13 protein-coding genes are annotated in these 16,082 nt (G+C 66.4%); 9 read left to right on the forward strand and 4 right to left on the reverse strand.

What is annotated here, in order from left to right; genetic code table 11:
* The first annotated feature begins 31 nt into the window (after positions 1–31).
* From hutH to ACX3PH_RS07080, 4 genes are all read left to right on the forward strand, one after another.
* Entirely contained in the window at positions 32–1,630 is a 1,599-nt protein-coding gene (gene hutH / locus ACX3PH_RS07065; RefSeq protein WP_459090831.1) for a histidine ammonia-lyase, read from the forward strand.
* Positions 1,627–3,294: a urocanate hydratase gene (gene hutU / locus ACX3PH_RS07070; protein ID WP_459090833.1), complete on the forward strand. Its 1,668-nt coding sequence runs from the start codon at positions 1,627–1,629 to the stop codon at positions 3,292–3,294. The genes hutH and hutU overlap by 4 nt, the downstream gene beginning before the upstream one ends.
* 31 nt (positions 3,295–3,325) lie before the next feature.
* On the forward strand, positions 3,326–4,471 hold the full coding sequence (gene hutI, locus ACX3PH_RS07075) for an imidazolonepropionase (RefSeq protein WP_459090835.1): 1,146 nt from the start codon (positions 3,326–3,328) through the stop codon (positions 4,469–4,471).
* A 184-nt stretch (positions 4,472–4,655) separates the two neighbouring features.
* On the forward strand, positions 4,656–5,522 hold the full coding sequence (locus ACX3PH_RS07080; protein ID WP_459090837.1) for an SDR family oxidoreductase: 867 nt from the start codon (positions 4,656–4,658) through the stop codon (positions 5,520–5,522).
* 74 nt (positions 5,523–5,596) lie between these two features.
* Here the strand turns inward: ACX3PH_RS07080 and ACX3PH_RS07085 are convergent, their stop codons facing one another.
* Positions 5,597–5,965 (reverse strand): globin, encoded by a 369-nt coding sequence (locus ACX3PH_RS07085; protein ID WP_459091456.1) that lies wholly within the window; start codon positions 5,963–5,965, stop codon positions 5,597–5,599.
* A 71-nt stretch (positions 5,966–6,036) separates the two neighbouring features.
* A complete protein-coding gene (locus ACX3PH_RS07090) occupies positions 6,037–7,062 on the reverse strand; it encodes a mechanosensitive ion channel family protein (RefSeq protein WP_459090839.1) in 1,026 nt (341 codons plus the stop codon).
* Between the two features lie 198 nt (positions 7,063–7,260).
* On the opposite strand from ACX3PH_RS07090, the gene ACX3PH_RS07095 reads away from it, so the two are divergent.
* Positions 7,261–8,046: an acetoin reductase gene (locus tag ACX3PH_RS07095; RefSeq protein ID WP_459090841.1), complete on the forward strand. Its 786-nt coding sequence runs from the start codon at positions 7,261–7,263 to the stop codon at positions 8,044–8,046.
* Positions 8,047–8,108: 62 nt separating this feature from the next.
* Here the strand turns inward: ACX3PH_RS07095 and pepN are convergent, their stop codons facing one another.
* Positions 8,109–10,649 (reverse strand): aminopeptidase N, encoded by a 2,541-nt coding sequence (pepN, locus tag ACX3PH_RS07100; protein WP_459090843.1) that lies wholly within the window; start codon positions 10,647–10,649, stop codon positions 8,109–8,111.
* Positions 10,650–10,749: 100 nt separating this feature from the next.
* Between pepN and ACX3PH_RS07105 the strand changes: the two genes are divergently transcribed.
* On the forward strand, positions 10,750–11,751 hold the full coding sequence (locus ACX3PH_RS07105; protein ID WP_459090845.1) for a DUF2332 domain-containing protein: 1,002 nt from the start codon (positions 10,750–10,752) through the stop codon (positions 11,749–11,751).
* Between the two features lie 36 nt (positions 11,752–11,787).
* Here ACX3PH_RS07105 and ACX3PH_RS07110 read toward each other — a convergent pair whose 3' ends face one another.
* Entirely contained in the window at positions 11,788–12,513 is a 726-nt protein-coding gene (locus tag ACX3PH_RS07110) for a hypothetical protein (protein WP_459090847.1), read from the reverse strand.
* Between the two features lie 109 nt (positions 12,514–12,622).
* Here ACX3PH_RS07110 and ACX3PH_RS07115 point away from each other — a divergent pair, with 109 nt between their 5' ends.
* The 3 genes from ACX3PH_RS07115 to ACX3PH_RS07125 all read left to right on the forward strand — a co-directional run bounded on the left by ACX3PH_RS07115 (position 12,623) and on the right by ACX3PH_RS07125 (position 16,079).
* Positions 12,623–13,246: a mycothiol-dependent nitroreductase Rv2466c family protein gene (locus tag ACX3PH_RS07115; protein ID WP_459090849.1), complete on the forward strand. Its 624-nt coding sequence runs from the start codon at positions 12,623–12,625 to the stop codon at positions 13,244–13,246.
* A 42-nt stretch (positions 13,247–13,288) separates the two neighbouring features.
* Positions 13,289–14,722 (forward strand): NAD(P)/FAD-dependent oxidoreductase, encoded by a 1,434-nt coding sequence (locus ACX3PH_RS07120; RefSeq protein WP_459090851.1) that lies wholly within the window; start codon positions 13,289–13,291, stop codon positions 14,720–14,722.
* Positions 14,723–14,873: 151 nt separating this feature from the next.
* Positions 14,874–16,079 (forward strand): cysteine desulfurase-like protein, encoded by a 1,206-nt coding sequence (locus ACX3PH_RS07125; protein ID WP_459090853.1) that lies wholly within the window; start codon positions 14,874–14,876, stop codon positions 16,077–16,079.
* Positions 16,080–16,082 lie beyond the last annotated feature (3 nt).

The following is a 16,082-nucleotide window of genomic DNA, read 5'->3' on the forward strand; positions in this document are numbered from 1 at the left end:
CTTGAGGCGTCGACAGGCTCTAATGAGAGTCATGAGTACTGTGAACACTGCGCGAGGCGCCCGCACCCCAGGCACCGCGACCCCACACACCGTGGCACTCGGGGTCGGTGGCCCATCGTTCGCCGAAGTGGTGGCCGTTGCCCGCAACGGCGCCCGGGTCGAACTGAGCACCGAGTCCCTGGAGGCGATCGCCGCAAGCCGCGCCATCATCGAGGCGCTCGCCGGCGACCCGCAGCCGCACTATGGCGTCTCCACCGGGTTCGGCTCCCTCGCCAGCAAGCACATCCCTTTCGAGCGTCGCGCGCAGTTGCAGCGCTCCCTGGTGCGGAGTCACGCCGCGAGCAGCGGCCCCGAGGTCGAGCGTGAAGTCGTGCGGGCCACCATGCTGTTGCGCCTGTCCACGCTGGCCACCGGGCGCACCGGCGTCCGCCCGGAAGTCGCCCAGGCTTACGTCGACCTGCTCAACGCCGGCGTGACGCCCATCGTCGGCGAGTACGGCAGTCTCGGATGCTCCGGCGACCTGGCGCCGCTGGCCCACTGCGCCCTGGCGCTGATGGGCGAAGGAGAGGTGCGCGACGCGAACGGCACGCTCATGCCGGCAGCGGATGCGCTGAAGGCGGCCGGCATCACGCCCATCGAGCTGCGCGAGAAGGAAGGACTCGCCCTCATCAACGGCACCGACGGCATGCTCGGGATGCTGATCCTCGCTATCACCGACCTGCACGCCCTGGTCAGCACCGCCGACCTGGCCGCAGCCATGAGCATCGAGGGCCTGACCGGCACGGACGCCGTCCTGGCCGCCGACCTGCAGGCGCTTCGCCCGCATCCCGGCCAGCGCGACTCCGCTGCCAACATGCGCGCTGTGTTGCAGGGCTCGACCATGATCAGCAAGCCGGAAGGCTTCACCCGGGTTCAAGATGCGTACTCCCTGCGCTGCGCACCCCAGGTTCACGGTGCGGTGCGCGACACCATCAGCCACGCGACATCCGTCGCCGAGCGCGAGCTCGCCTCCGCCATCGACAACCCGGTGGTGACCACCGACGGCCGACTCGAGTCGAACGGCAACTTCCACGGTGCACCACTCGGCTATGTTCTCGACTTCCTGGCGATCGCGGTGGCCGACCTGGCCAGCATCAGCGAGCGCCGCACCGACCGGTTCCTCGATGTCGCCCGCAACCACGGGCTGAACGCGTTCCTCGCGGACGACCCTGGCGTGGACTCCGGGCACATGATCGCCCAGTACACGCAGGCGGGCATCGTCAGCGAGCTGAAGCGGTTGGCGAATCCGGCGAGCGTCGACTCGATCCCGTCGTCGGCCATGCAGGAGGACCACGTGTCGATGGGCTGGAGTGCCGCCCGCAAGCTGCGTCGTTCCATCGACGGACTCAGCCGCGTGGTCGCTATCGAATTGCTCACCTCGGCTCGCGCCATGGACCTTCGGGCACCCGTCGAGCCGGGCCCGGTCGCTTCCGCGGTCCGCGCCCAGCTCCGCACCGCCGTCGAAGGCCCGGCCGGTGGCGACCGCTACCTGGCCCCCGAGATTGCAGCAGCCCATTCCATGGTGCTTGACGGCTCCCTTCTGGCTGCCGCAGCATCCGTCATTTCTGAAGCAGGAGGAGAACTCGTATGACCGAACAGCACGGACCGCGTCCCGTAAGGGCCTACCGCGGCACCACCCTGAACACGCTCGGCTGGCAGCAGGAGGCGGTGCTGCGGATGCTGCAGAACAACCTCGACCCGGAGGTCGCCGAACACCCGGACAAGCTCGTCGTCTACGGAGGAACCGGCAAGGCGGCCAGGGACTGGGCGAGCTTCGACGCTATGGTGCGCACGCTCAAGACCCTCAAGAATGACGAGACCATGCTGGTGCAGTCCGGCAAGCCGGTCGGTGTCATGCAGACCAACGAGTGGGCTCCGCGCGTGCTCATCGCCAACTCCAACCTGGTCGGCGACTGGGCGAATTGGGACGAGTTCCGCCGCCTCGAGGAGCTCGGCCTCACCATGTACGGCCAGATGACCGCCGGCTCGTGGATCTACATCGGCACCCAGGGCATCCTGCAGGGAACCTACGAGACCTTCTCGGCCATCGCTGAGCAGAAGTTCGGCGGCACCTTGGCCGGAACGATCACGCTGACCGGTGGTGTCGGCGGCATGGGCGGCGCCCAGCCGCTGGCCGTCACCATGAACGATGGCGTAGCGATCTGCGTCGACGTCGACCAGAGCCGCATCGACCGGCGCATCGAGCACCGCTACCTCGACGTCGAGGCAACCTCCCTGGAGCACGCGCTCGAGCTGGCTTACGCGGCGCGTGACAAGAAGGAGCCCCTGAGCATCGGACTGCTCGGCAATACGGCGGATGTCTTCCCGCGCCTCCTCGAGATGAAGGCAGTGATCGACATCGTCACCGACCAGACCAGCGCCCACGACCCGCTGGCCTACCTGCCGCTCGAGTACAGCTTCGACGAGTGGATCCCGGCCCGCGAGGCTGACCCGACTGGTTTCGCCGAGAAGTCCCGCAATTCCATGCGCAAGCAGGTGGAGGCGATGGTCGGCTTCCAGGATGCCGGCTCCGAGGTCTTCGACTACGGCAACAACATCCGCACCGAGGCGAAGACCGCCGGCTTCGAGAACGCGTTCGCCTTCCCCGGATTCGTGCCGGCGTACATCCGCCCGTTGTTCGAGCAGGGCAAGGGGCCGTTCCGCTGGGCTGCTCTCAGTGGCGACCCGGCCGACATTGCCGCGACCGACAAGGCGATCCTCGAGCTGTTCCCGGAGAACAAGTCGCTGGCCAAGTGGATCAAGATGGCGGGGGAGCGGGTGCACTTCCAGGGTCTCCCTGCGCGCATCTGCTGGCTGGGCTACGGCGAACGTGACAAGGCCGGGCTGAAGTTCAACGAGATGGTGGCATCCGGCGAGATCTCGGCTCCGATCGTGATCGGCCGGGACCACCTCGACTCCGGCTCAGTCGCCTCGCCGTACCGCGAGACCGAAGCAATGAAGGATGGTTCGGATGCGATCGCCGACTGGCCGCTGTTGAACGCGCTGGTGAACACCTCATCCGGTGCGACCTGGGTGTCCATCCACCACGGGGGCGGTGTCGGCATCGGCCGTTCCATCCACGCCGGACAGGTGACCGTCGCCGACGGCACAGAATTGGCTGCGCGGAAGCTCGCCAGGGTGCTCAGCAACGACCCGGGAATGGGCGTGATCCGCCACGTGGACGCCGGTTACGAGGATGCCGCTGAGGTCGCTGACCGGCTCGGCGTCCGGGTGCCGATGAAGGAAACAGAGTGAAAGAACACGCTGCGGGCTTAAGGTTGCGTGCATGACAAGCACGATCATCGACCGCATCGGACTGCTGGTCACCAACGATGAGTCCCACGGATCCCTGACAGCCGAACGCAGTGATGCAGCGGTCGTCATCGAGAACGGCAGGATCGCGTGGGTCGGTCACGCGGCTGACGCGCCGTCGGCCGACACCCGCATCGACGCTGAAGGACGCTGCGTCATCCCCGGCTTCGTCGACAGTCACAGTCACCTGGTGTTCGCAGGCGACCGCTCAGACGAGTTCGAGGCCCGGATGATCGGCGAGAAGTATGCCGCTGGCGGCATCCGTCGCACCGTGGGGTTGACCAGGGCGGCTACGGATGCCGAACTCGCCGAGAACACGGCCCGCCTGATCGCCGAGATGCGGGCTCAGGGCACCACAACGGTGGAGATCAAGAGCGGGTACGGGCTGAGCACGATCGATGAGGCTCGGTCCCTCGCCATCGCCGGTCAGTTCACCGAGGACACCACTTTCCTTGGTGCGCACGTCGTGCCGGCCGAGTTCGCCGATGACCCGGCCGGCTACGTCGACCTGGTCACCGGGGAGATGCTCGACGCGTGCGCATCCCGCGCCAAGTGGATCGACGTGTTCTGCGACGACGGCGCTTTCGACGTCGACCAGGCACGCACCATCCTGGACGCGGGCAAGGCTCGCGGCCTGGCTGCGCGGATGCACGCCGGTCAGCTCGGCGAATCGGACGGGGTGCGGCTCGCGGTCGAGCTTGGCGCCGCCAGCGTCGACCACTGTACCTTCCTGAGCGACGCCGACGTTGATGCGCTGGCATCCGGCAGCACGGTGGCCACGCTGTTGCCGGGCGTGGAGTTCTCCACCAGGCAGCCCTATCCGGATGCCCGGCGGCTGATCGACGCCGGAGTGACCGTGGCGATCGCCAGTGATTGCAACCCCGGATCAAGTTTCACGTCATCGATGCCCTTCTGCATCGCCCTGGCGGTCCGCGAGATGCGGATGTCACCGGCCGAAGCACTATGGGCGGCGACCGCCGGGGGAGCGAAGGCGCTCTGGCGAGAAGACGTCGGGGTGATTGCGGTGGGGAAGAAGGCCGACCTGGTCATCCTGGATGCGCCCAGCTATGTGCACCTGGCGTATCGTCCTGGCGTTCCCCTGATCCACCGGGTGATCTGACCAGAGCCACCGACTTCGCAGGCTCAGTCGGCGCTGGCGTCGCGCAATCGCTGGCGCGATTGCCAAAGCTCCAGCGCGCCGGCGTTCCCCTGATCCACCGGGTGATCTGACCACCCATCGGGCACCGGGAATGCTGACGAGCTGGGAGGACTTGTTCCCAGCGAACCCCGCGAAAGGACCCTTCATGCTGCTTGCCATCACCGGTGCCACTGGCCAACTCGGCCGCCTCGTCGTCGAATCGCTGCTTGAGCGCGGCACTCCGGCCGGAGATATCGTGGCCATCGGGAGGCAGGTGGGGAAACTCTCCGACCTCGAAGCCCGCGGCGTGCAGGTTCGCGTCGCCGACTACACGAAGCCTGACACCCTGGCTGCAGCCCTCGACGGCGTCGACCGGCTCCTGCTCATCTCGGGCAGCGCGGTGGGACAGCGAGTCGCACAGCACACCAACGTGCTGAAGGCTGCAACGGATGCCGGAGTCGGCTTCATCGCGTACACCAGCGCTCCGAAGGCCGACAGCACCGAGCTCGCACTGGCGCCGGAGCACAAGGCGACCGAACAGCTCATCCGTGACTCCGGGATCCCGTTCGCGTTCCTTCGCAACAATTGGTACACCGAGAACTACTTCCAGGTGCTGGAGCAGGCGCAGTACACCGGGCTGGTCATCGCCAGCCTCGGTGACGGGACGGTCGCCAGCGCCAGCCGCCGCGACTTCGCAGAGGCGGCAGCGGTGGTGCTCACCAGTGCCGGCCACGAGGGCAAGGTCTACGAACTGGCCGGAGACACTGCCTGGGGCTACGACGAGCTGACTGCCACACTCAGTGAGCTGCTCGGCCGGGAGGTGGAGTACCGTCGCGTGTCCCCTAAGGAGCACCGGAAGATCCTGACCGAGGCCGGAGTGCCGATGGCGCAGGCTGCCTTCGTCGTCACGCTCGATGGGAACACCCGAAACGGCGCGCTGTCAGACACGAGCGGCGAGTTGAGCGCCCTGATCGGCCGCCCGACCACGCCGCTGCGGGAAACCCTGGCCGCGGCTCCGGCGTTGAATACCTAAGCCAGTCGAGCGCGTCGAGACCCAATGCGAGCAAGTTCGTCAGTGGGTCTCGGCGAGCTCGACCAGCCTTTCGATCAGTCCTCGAAGGTGTTCACCAGGGCGTGCGCGGCGCGGTCCAGGTACCCCCAGAGGGTGGCGTCGTGCAACGGGCTGAGCTCGAGGGTGTCGAGTGCAGCGCGCATGTGGGACAACCAGTGGTCCCGGGCCTCGGGGTTCACCTTGAAGGCGACGTGGCGCATCCGCAACCGTGGGTGTCCGCGTTGTTCGCTGTAGGTGCCTGGTCCGCCCCAGTACTGCTCCAGGAACATCGTCAGGCGATGGATGGCGCCCTCGAGGTCTTCTTGCGGGTACATCGGCCAGAGCACCGGGTCATGGCGCACGCCTTCATAGAACGCGCGCACCAGCCGCTCGAATGTGGCGTGCCCACCGATCTGCTCGAACAGGCTGCCGCCAGCAGCAGGGCCATTCTCGCTGACCCGTAGCGTGACCGGGTTCACCTGGCCGCTCGCATCCGTCACGTGCGCTTCTCGCTTTCGGCTGCGGGCTCGCGTTCAGCGGCCGGCTTGCCCTCGGTCGTTGGCAGGGGCTTCGTCTTCGCCGGAATCGGATCCACCTTGGCTGAGGCACCGCGGTTGTCGATGACCACGCGGTTGAGGGCAGGCAGGTTGACGTTGATCTCGTCGAGCGCCAGCTTGAGACGGAGCCTCAGTTCGCGCGCGACCGCCCATTGTTCGGCCGGCCGTGCCTTCATCACCAGGCGGATGACGATGGCTTCGGCAGAGACCGATTCGATTCCCCAGATTTCCGGCTTTTCGAGAACCTTCGACCGCCAGGCGGCGCTGTTCGCCATGGTGTTCGCGGTCTGCAGCAGCTTCTCCTGGATGGCAGCGACATCCGCTGTGTACGGAGCGGGAAGGTCGATGATGACCCGAGCCCAGTCGTGGGAGAAGTTGCCGACCCGCAGGATCTCGCCGTTGCGCACGAACCACAGGGTGCCGTCGACCGAGCGCACCTTGGTGATGCGCAGGCCGACCTCCTCCACGGTGCCGGTCGCTTCGCCCAGATCGGCGATATCGCCGACGCCGAGCTGGTCTTCTGCGACCATGAAGATGCCGTTGAGCACGTCTTTCACGATGTTCTGGGCGCCGAAACCGAGGCCGGCACCGATCGCTGCGCTGACGATGGCGAAAGCCCCGGTGGCGTTCGGGAAGACGATTGAGACGATGAGCAGCACGACCACGATGGTGATCATCGCCGTTACCGCGCTGTTGAACACCGTGCCGAGTGCCCGCGTGCGCTGCACGATCCGGGCGGCTGCCAGCGGTGAGGAGATCAACGCCTGGGTGTCGTCGACCCGATGCTTCTTCTTGGCGCCATTGACAACACGATCGACGGTGCGCCGGATGAGGATGCGCAGCACCCAGTTGAGCAGCACGGCCACCACGAGGACCAGGGCCACTTTGACCGGCCATAAGTCGATGAACGAAGACACCCCTGCCCAGAAGGCTGTCCAGTCGAAGGCGGGGGCAGTGTCATCCATGTCCAGCCAAGTCTACTGAGCGCATCTTTGCGTGCGCTCAGCGCAGCCCGGATCCCGATATATGCGTACGTATGGAATCTTCCGGTGGTCGGGGCGGTTGTAGGAGACAAGAGTGGCGGTGGGCAGAAGCTCGCACGTCACGGTTGGACCGTCGAACTGCCGCGAGCAGCGCGGCGGTCACGAGCGAAGGAGAACACAATGACTGTCACAGACAAGGTTGCACTCGTCACCGGAGCCGGCCAGGGAATCGGGCGCGCGATTGCGCTGCGGCTGGCAGCAGACGGATTCAACGTTGCGGTCGCCGACCTCGACTTCCAGAAGGACAAGGGAGAGTCGGTCGTCACCGAGATCGAGGCACTGGGTCGCAAAGCCATCTTCGTCGCAGCGGATGTCGCCCAGCGTGACCAGGTCGTGGCCGCTGTTGATGCGGCAGCCGACAAGCTCGGTGGCTTCGACGTCATCGTCAACAACGCAGGCATCGCCCAGGTCAATCCGTTGCTGAACGTCACCGAGGATGAGCTGAACAAGATCTTCCAGATCAACGTCAACAGCGTCGTCTGGGGTATCCAGGCGGCGGCAGCGAAATTCGAGGAACTCGGCCACGGCGGCAAGATCATCTCGGCCGCCTCGATTGCGGCGATTCAGGGCTTCCCGATCCTGAGCGCGTACTCGGCGTCCAAGTTCGCCGTGCGCGGCTTCACGCAGGCCGCTGCCCAGGAACTGGCACCGAAGGGCATCACCGTCAATGCCTACGCCCCTGGGATCGTCGGTACCGGCATGTGGGAGCTGATCGACGAGGAACTGAGCAAGATCAACGGCAAACCGCTGGGGCAGAACCTCAAGGAGAACGTGGAGGGCATCGCCCTCGGACGCATCGAGACCCCGGAGGATGTCGCGAAGGTCGTGTCGTTCTTCGCCGGTCCTGACTCCGACTACGTCACCGGCCAGGTGCTCCTGGTCGACGGCGGGATGCTCTACAACTAGCCGCTTTCGTGGGTTGAGTAGCCCGCGCAGCCCTGGCGGGCCTACTCAACCCACAGGTGCGGTTACTTCTGCCTGTCGCGGGCCTGAACCTTCAGCGCCCGCTCGACGCCGGCCAGGTTCTCGACCACGAGGCGGCGCAACGCCGGGGTGTCGTGGTTGGCGTCAAGCCAGGCCTTCGTCGCATCCGCCAGCTCCTGGTTGGCGAGCGGCGCAGGGTACAGTCCGACGACCAGCGCTTCGGCGATCGCGTAGCTTCGCGACTCCCACAGGCCGTTGATGCTTGCGAAGTAGCGCTCGACCAGGGGTGCCAGCACGGAGGCGTCGTTGACGTGCTGGTAGCCCAGCGCCGTGTTGCGCACAATGGCATTCGGCAGGGTGTCCGAATCGACGACTGACGAGAAGGCGGCCAGCTTGGCATCAGCTGTCTGGAAGGTCGCCCTGGCTCTGGCTGCGGCCTGCTGACCGTTCGCCGTGTTGTCCGCGGCCAGCGCTTCGTCGATGTCCGCGTGGGTGGCCTTGTTGCCGAGCGCGAGGCCCTCCAGCAGCTCCCAACGCAGGTCCGTGTCGATTTCGAGTCCGTCGAGGGAGGTCTCGCCATCACGCAGCGACGTGATGGTCGCGTAGTGCTCCTCGGTCGATGCGAGCTGAGCGAAGAACTTCACGAACTGGAACTGGGCATCCGACCCGCCTTCCGCCTTCTGGGCCAGCGCCCACAGGGCGTCGCCGACGCGGGTAATCGTCTCGGCACGCGTCGACGGGTCGACGTACTGCCTCGCCACCAGCGCGAGCTGGTTCAGGGTGGTGCGGATGGTCGTGCTCTCGGTCTCGCTGGCGATGTTGCCCAGTACGAGGCGCACGTAGTCGCTGGCAGCGACCTCGGCGTCCCGAGTCGAGTCCCACGCGGATCCCCAGACGATGGAGCGGGCCAGCGGGTTCTCGATGCTCTTCAGGTGCTCGATGGCAACCGCGAGGGACTCATCGTCCAGGCGCACCTTGGCGTAGGCGAGGTCGTCATCGTTCACCAGGATCAGCGCAGTGCGCTTCCGGCCGACGAGTTCCGGCACCTCGGTGCGTTCGCCGTCCACGTCGATCTCGACCCGGTGCACGCGCTCCAGCTTGTCGCCGTCGAAGTCGTACAGCCCGATCGCCAGGCGGTGCGGCCGGATGGTCGGGTAGTCGGTTGCGGCACTCTGCAGCACTGCGAAGCCGGTGATCGTGCCCGCAGCGTCAGTCTGAACCTCCGAGCGGAGGGTGTTCACTCCGGCGGTCTCCAGCCAGAGTTTCTTCCACGAGTCGAGGTCGCGGCCGCTGGTGGCCTCCAGCTCAGTGAACAGGTCGGCGAGCTCAGCGTTGCCCCAGGCGTGTTTCTTCAGGTACGCGGCGACACCGCCGAAGAAGGCGTCGCGACCGACCCACGCGACCAGTTGCTTGAGCACCGATCCGCCCTTGGCGTAGGTGATTCCGTCGAAGTTGACCTGCACGTCTTCGAGGTCGTTGATCGTGGCGACCACCGGATGCGTGGACGGCAGCTGGTCCTGGCGGTACGCCCAGCTCTTCTCCATCGCCTGGAACGTGGTCCAGGCCTCGGTCCACTCCGTCGCCTCAGCCACCGCGATGGTGGACGCCCACTCGGCGAACGACTCGTTCAGCCACAGGTCGTTCCACCACTTCATGGTGACCAGGTCGCCGAACCACATGTGTGCGAGCTCGTGCAGGATGGTGACGACGCGACGTTCCTTGACGGCATCCGTCACTTTCGACCGGAACACGTACGTCTCGGTGAACGTGATCGCTCCGGCGTTCTCCATGGCCCCGGCGTTGAACTCGGGAACGAAGAGCTGGTCGTACTTCTCGAACGGGTACGGGTAGTCGAACTTCTCCTCGAAGTAGGCGAAACCCTGGCGGGTCTTCTCGAAGATGTAGTCCGCGTCCACGTACTGGCTGAGCGACTTGCGCGAGAAGATCCCGAGCGGGATGGTGCGGCCGTCACGGCTGGTCAGCTCTCCGCGGATCGACTCGTATGGGCCGGCCACGATAGCGGTGACGTAGCTGGAGAGGATGGGCGTCGGAGCGAAGCTCCAGGTGGCCGAGTCTCCGGTCACCACCGGCTCGGGTGTCGGAGAGTTGCTGACGACCTGCCAATAGGCGGGCGCCGTGACGGTGAACGTGAATGTCGCCTTGAGGTCGGGCTGCTCGAAGACGGCGAACACCCGACGGCTGTCCGGAACCTCGAACTGGGTGTACAGGTAGACCTCGCCGTCGACCGGGTCGACGAAACGGTGCAGGCCCTCGCCGGTGTTCGTGTATTCGGCGTCGGCGACGACGGTGAGCACGTTCTCGGCGGCCAGGTTGTCGAGCTGGATGCGCACGCCGTCCGCCACCGAAGGGTCAAGATCCACCCCGTTGAGGTTCACCGAGCGGGCGGTGCGGATGATCGCATCGATGAACGTTGAGGCCCCTGGTGTCGCGGTGAAGGTGACCACGGTGGTGCTGAGGAATGTCTCCTCTCCGCTGGTCAGGTCAAGCGTGACATCGTAATTCGACACGTCGACGATCGCCTTACGCTCTTGCGCTTCGATGCGGGTGAGGTTGTCTCCTGGCACTGGTGTTCTCCATCTGGTTCTCGACCGGCACTCGTGGCGCCGTTGCACGATTGTCAAGCTTAACCATGATTGCGGTGCGGGCGCGGTCTAACCTCGACTCATGAAGCGCAGCACCGACCCGGCAGTGTCGACGGCGGAACGCTACCGGGCGTTCGCCGAGGTGGAAGCCCACGGGATGAGCGCTCGCTACGAGTCCTGGGCGCTCGGAGTTGCCGGTGATGACGGCGTCGTCGCCATGATCGACCGGCTCCCGGCGCCGAAGCGCCAGCCGAACCTGGTCTTCAGCGCCGCCCGGTTCGTGGGTGCCCCGATGACCGACTTCCCCGAGTTCGCCGAGTGGCTTGTCGCGCACTGGGCGGAGGTCGAAGCCGTCTGCCTGTCCCACGCCACGCAGACGAACGAGCCTGGTCGCTGCGCCACGTTGCTCCCCGCGCTCGCCGCCATCCCCGGGCCGCTCGCCCTGATCGAGGTGGGCGCATCCGCGGGCCTCTGCCTCTACCCGGACCGGTACAGCTACCGTTACCGGCTTCCTGACGGCGAGCGGATGCTCGACCCGGCCGCCGGGCCGAGTCCCGTGGTGCTGGAGTGCGAGGTGACCGGGCCGGTTCCCATTCCCGATGTAATGCCGGAGGTTGTCTGGAGGGCCGGCATCGACCTGAACCCGCTCGATGTGAGCAGGGCGGATGACGTTGCCTGGCTTGATGCCCTCATCTGGCCTGAGCACGACGACCGTCGGGTGCGGTTGAACGCCGCGGTTGAAGTGGCGAGGGCGGAGCCGGTGGAGTTCGTGCGCGGTGACCTGGTGGCCGCCATCGAGTCGCTGGTCGCCCGGGCGCCGGCTGGGGCATCCGTTGTGGTCTTCCACACCGCCGTGCTGGCGTACCTCGACGAGGATGCCCGCAAGGACTTCGCCGACATCGTGGGACGCCTGCCGGTCACCTGGCTGGCGAACGAAGCCCAGGGAATCGTCCCAGGCGTGCTGGAGCGGCTGGACCATTACAGCGGGCAGGCTGGTGCGCCCTCAGACTTCGTGCTGGCGCTGGACGGCACGCCTATCGCGTTCGCGCAGCCTCACGGCCGGGCACTCCACTGGCTGGAGTGACTGACCCGACCGACCCGGCTGCGCGACAGGGTGCGGCTAGCGGACGCCCACCGGCTCGCGAGTGACGGATTCTGGGATCGCCGCTGATGGGGGTGTAATCGGAGCGGCAGTGCGGGGCTGCACCAGCTGGGCAGTGTCGTCGATGGACAGGGACAGTAGTTCGTACAACCGGTCATCCGCATCATCGATGCAGGCCTGCGCGATCCCCAGGACAGCAGTGCTGACGATCGCCCTGCCCGCGCGAGTGAACGACAGGCTGCGACGGTGCTTGCCGCGCAGAGCCTCGAAGTCCTGCGCCCACTCGCGTGCGTGCGGTGCCATGGCGAGCGAGTCGGAAATACGGCGGACGACGGCGGTGTCGTCCGTCATCCCCAGCTCATCCAGCATCTGTTCACACGAGAGAAGGCCGGTGGCCAGCGCACGCTGACGGCTCTCGCTCGCGACCGGGATGGCACAGGCGGCGGACCGCAGCGCGACCATCAGGTCGATTCTCGGATCGCTCCCGCTCAGGCCGATTACGGAGGGGATCAACGGGACCAGGCGACCTCTGGCTGCGTCCGAGGTGAAGTCATTCACCCCCCTGGCCAGGAAGGCCAGCAGCGGGTGAGTGCAGGGCGGATGATCGCTCCAGCGCTCCCCGGCGAGGTAAGACGCGAACTCCATGAAGCAGGCGCCCTGGCGGGGGTTGCGATGTTTACCGGGGGACAGCACCGGCATGACGTCCGGCGAGCCGGTGAACTCTGGCGTATAGGTCGTTGACATCAGTGCCTCCAAACGCACGGAAACCACGTGCATCCAGTGTCCCCCCACTCGCGACGCAATGCCAGTGTTCTCGGCAAGCTGTCATCTGGGCATGGGGTTGAATGAAGCTATGGACACCATTGATTCAGCCGCTCAGCCAACCGCCGTCGATTTCTGGTTCGACCCCTCCTGCCCGTGGGCGTGGATGACCAGCCGCTGGGTGGATGAAGTGGCCAGGTACCGCGACCTCGACGTTACCTGGCACGTGATGAGCCTGGCCGTGCTGAATGAGGACAAGGAGGTCTCCGATGCGTACCGGGCGTTCTTCCCGCGAGCGTTGAAGTACACCAGGCTGGTGGCTGCCGTCGCCGAACTGGAAGGCCAACAGGTGGTCAAGCCGCTCTACGACGCGCTCGGTATCCTCATCCACCCAGGCGGGTCGAAGAACCCGGACGAGGTGATTCCCGCTGCGCTCGCCGAGGTGGGGCTGAACGCCGAGTACGCCCGGTACGCGGAATCAGATGAGTACGACGAGCAGATGCGGGCCAGCCACTTCGACGGGATCAACCGGGTGGGGCAGGATGTCGGCACCCCGGTCATCGCGGTGGCCGGGACGGCGTTCTTCGGCCCGGTGATCTCGCCAGCCCCCGAGGGAAAGCAGGCACTGGCCCTCTGGGACGGCGTGGTGGCAGCTGCCAGCTACGACGGCTTCTTCGAGTTGAAGAGAAGCCGCACCCGCGACCCGCAGTTCTAAGCGCATCCGGCCGGCAGCTGGGCCTGAAAGTATGCTGGGGCCGTGCATTCCACGGTTTTCGAGCGTTCCCGTCCCGACAGCAGGATCATCGACGATTCGCTTTCGGGCAGCAGACTGAAGCCGTTCTGGGTCGATGACGTCCAGGCGCCGACCTGGCCACGGTTTACCGGGTCCGCCCGGTACGACCTGGCGGTGGTCGGTGGCGGCTACCTGGGTTTGTGGACCGCCCTGCAGGCCAAGCAGCGGGACCCGGATGCGCGGGTGGCGCTCATCGAGGCGCGTCACGTCGGCTGGGCGGCATCCGGTCGCAACGGCGGATTCTGCGAGGAGACGCTGACCCACGGGGACGTGAACGGGCAGAACCGGTTCGCGGCCGAGCTCCCTCAGCTCCAGCGGCTGGGGCGGGAGAATCTCGACGAGATCGAGGCGACCGTTGCAGCGCTCTCCCTTGACTGCGACTTCGAGCGACCCGGTTCGCTGACGGTCGCGGTCGAGCAGTACCAGGTTGCGGAGTTGCGGGAAGCCCACGACGGCGAGAACGAGCTCTTCCTCGACGCTGACGCGGCCAGACGGGAGCTGAACTCGCCCACCTACCTCGCCGCCCTCTGGAGCAAAAAGGCGACGGCGCTGGTGCACCCGGCCAAGCTGGTCGCCGAACTGGCCAGGGCCTGTGCGGATGCCGGGGTCGAGATCTTCCAGAACTCACCGGTGTCGCAACTGGACTCTGACACTGCCGGCAAGGAGCAGACGGGTCCGGTCACGCTGACCGTACCCGGCGGTTTCGTGACGGCCGATCGGGTCGCCGTCGCGACGAATGCCTTCCCGTCGCTCCTCAAGCGCTATCGGCTGCACACCGTCCCGGTGTACGACTACGTGGTGATGACCGAGCCGCTCAGCGACGTGCAGCTGGCGAGCATCGGCTGGCAGAACCGGCAGGGCGTTGCCGACTCGGCCAACCAGTTCCACTACTACCGGCTGAGCGCCGACAACCGCATCCTCTGGGGCGGCTACGACGCGGTCTACCACTACGGGGGCCGGATCCGCCGGGAATACGATGATCGCACCGAGAGCTTTCGTCGGCTGGCCAGCCACTTCTTCACCACGTTCCCCCAGCTGGAGGGCGTGAAGTTCACCCACCGCTGGGCTGGTGTCATCGACACCAGCACCCGGTTCTGTGCCTTCTATGGGCAGGCCAGGCAGGGTCGCGTTGCCTACGCAGCCGGGTTCACCGGCCTGGGCGTCGGCGCCACCCGGTTCGCCGCCAACGTGATGCTCGACCACCTGTCCGGTGAGGAGACCGAGCGCACGCAGCTGGCGATGGTCCGCGAAATGCCGCTTCCGTTCCCGCCGGAACCGGCAGCATCCGTCGGTGTCGCCGCCATGAAGTGGGCGCTCGACCGTGCCGACCACAACGAGGGCAAGCGAAACGCGTTCCTCCGCACGATGGACGCGGTGGGCCTCGGCTTCGACTCCTGACCGACGTCCCTTCTCCCTCTCCGAATCCCTCTCCGAATTGAGGGACCTTTCACGCCATCCGCATCGAATGAAGGAGTTTTTCGCGGCGTGAGCGGTATTTCTCCTGCTTTCGCGCGCGGCCTGGTGCAGCCGAACTCAATATGGTGGGTTCATGACCTTCGACATTGAACGCATCCGAGCGGACTTCCCGGCGCTGAAGAACGGCTGGGCCTTCTTCGACGGGCCAGGTGGCACACAGACCCCGGTGCAGGTCATGGACGCGATCACGGATGCGCTGGCGCGGCCGCTCTCCAATCGCGGCACCATCACCGAGGGCGAGCAGAACGCCGAACGGATCGTCTCCGACGCACGCCTGGCTGTCGCCGACCTGGTTGCCGGCGACCCGCAGGGTGTCGTCTTCGGACGCAGCGCCACCCAGCTCGCCTACGACTTCTCCCGGATGCTGTCAGCCTCCTGGCGCGACGGCGACGAGGTTGTCGTGACGAAGCTCGACCACGATTCCAACGTCCGCCCCTGGGTGCAGGCCGCCGAGCGGGCTGGTGCCACCATCCGCTGGATCGACTTCGACCCGGCGACCGGCGAACTCGACCTGGACCAGCTGGCCGGTGTGCTGGGTGACCGGACGCGCCTGGTCGCCGTGACCGCGGCATCCAACCTCATCGGCACCATGCCGCCGGTTGCCGAGATTTCCCGGCTCGCGCACAAGTTCGGTGCACTGGTCTACGTCGACGGCGTGCATTACACGGCACACGAGTCGGTCGATGTCGGGGAGCTTGGCGCTGACTTCTACACCTGCTCGCCGTACAAGTTCCTCGGGCCGCACCTCGGCATCCTGGTCGCCGACCCGGTACTCCTGGACGGCCTGCGCCCGGACAAGCTGCTGCCGTCGACCAATGACGTGCCCGAGCGGTTCGAGTTCGGCACGCTGCCGTACGAGCACCTCGCCGCAGTGACGGCCGCCGTCGGCTACCTGGCCGAACTGTCCGGAAGCACGGCATCCACACGGCGCCAGCGTCTTGTCAACTCGTACCGCGCTCTCGGTGAGCACGAAGACGCGCTGCGAGCCCGACTGGAGGCCGGCGTCGCCGAGCTTGCCGGCGTGACTGTGCATTCCCGTGCGGAGCACCGGACGCCGACGATGCTCATCAGCTTCGACGGTCGTGACGCCGAGGATGCCTACGTTCACCTGGCCAGGTCGAAGGTCTCCGCCCCGGCCAGCAACTTCTACGCGCTGGAGGCGTCCCGCCACCTCGGGCTGGGCGATGCCGGCGGCCTGCGCGTTGGCCTCGCCCCGTACAGCACGGCGGATGAGGTGGACAGGCTCCTCGCCGGCCTGCGAGAGTTCATCCAGGGGTAGCCA

The sequence above is a fragment of the Homoserinimonas sp. A520 genome (genome assembly GCF_054489245.1).

What these genes read in the sequence shown, in the direction of transcription:
- hutI (WP_459090835.1), top strand. Translation starts at nt 3,326, where the DNA reads ATGACAAGCACGATCATCGACCGCATCGGACTGCTGGTCACCAACGAT.
- ACX3PH_RS07125 (WP_459090853.1), top strand. Translation starts at nt 14,874, where the DNA reads ATGACCTTCGACATTGAACGCATCCGAGCGGACTTCCCGGCGCTGAAG.
- ACX3PH_RS07095 (WP_459090841.1), top strand. Translation starts at nt 7,261, where the DNA reads ATGACTGTCACAGACAAGGTTGCACTCGTCACCGGAGCCGGCCAGGGA.
- ACX3PH_RS07080 (WP_459090837.1), top strand. Translation starts at nt 4,656, where the DNA reads ATGCTGCTTGCCATCACCGGTGCCACTGGCCAACTCGGCCGCCTCGTC.
- ACX3PH_RS07105 (WP_459090845.1), top strand. Translation starts at nt 10,750, where the DNA reads ATGAAGCGCAGCACCGACCCGGCAGTGTCGACGGCGGAACGCTACCGG.
- hutH (WP_459090831.1), top strand. Translation starts at nt 32, where the DNA reads ATGAGTACTGTGAACACTGCGCGAGGCGCCCGCACCCCAGGCACCGCG.
- ACX3PH_RS07115 (WP_459090849.1), top strand. Translation starts at nt 12,623, where the DNA reads ATGGACACCATTGATTCAGCCGCTCAGCCAACCGCCGTCGATTTCTGG.
- ACX3PH_RS07090 (WP_459090839.1), bottom strand. Translation starts at nt 7,062, where the DNA reads ATGGATGACACTGCCCCCGCCTTCGACTGGACAGCCTTCTGGGCAGGG.
- hutU (WP_459090833.1), top strand. Translation starts at nt 1,627, where the DNA reads ATGACCGAACAGCACGGACCGCGTCCCGTAAGGGCCTACCGCGGCACC.
- ACX3PH_RS07110 (WP_459090847.1), bottom strand. Translation starts at nt 12,513, where the DNA reads ATGTCAACGACCTATACGCCAGAGTTCACCGGCTCGCCGGACGTCATG.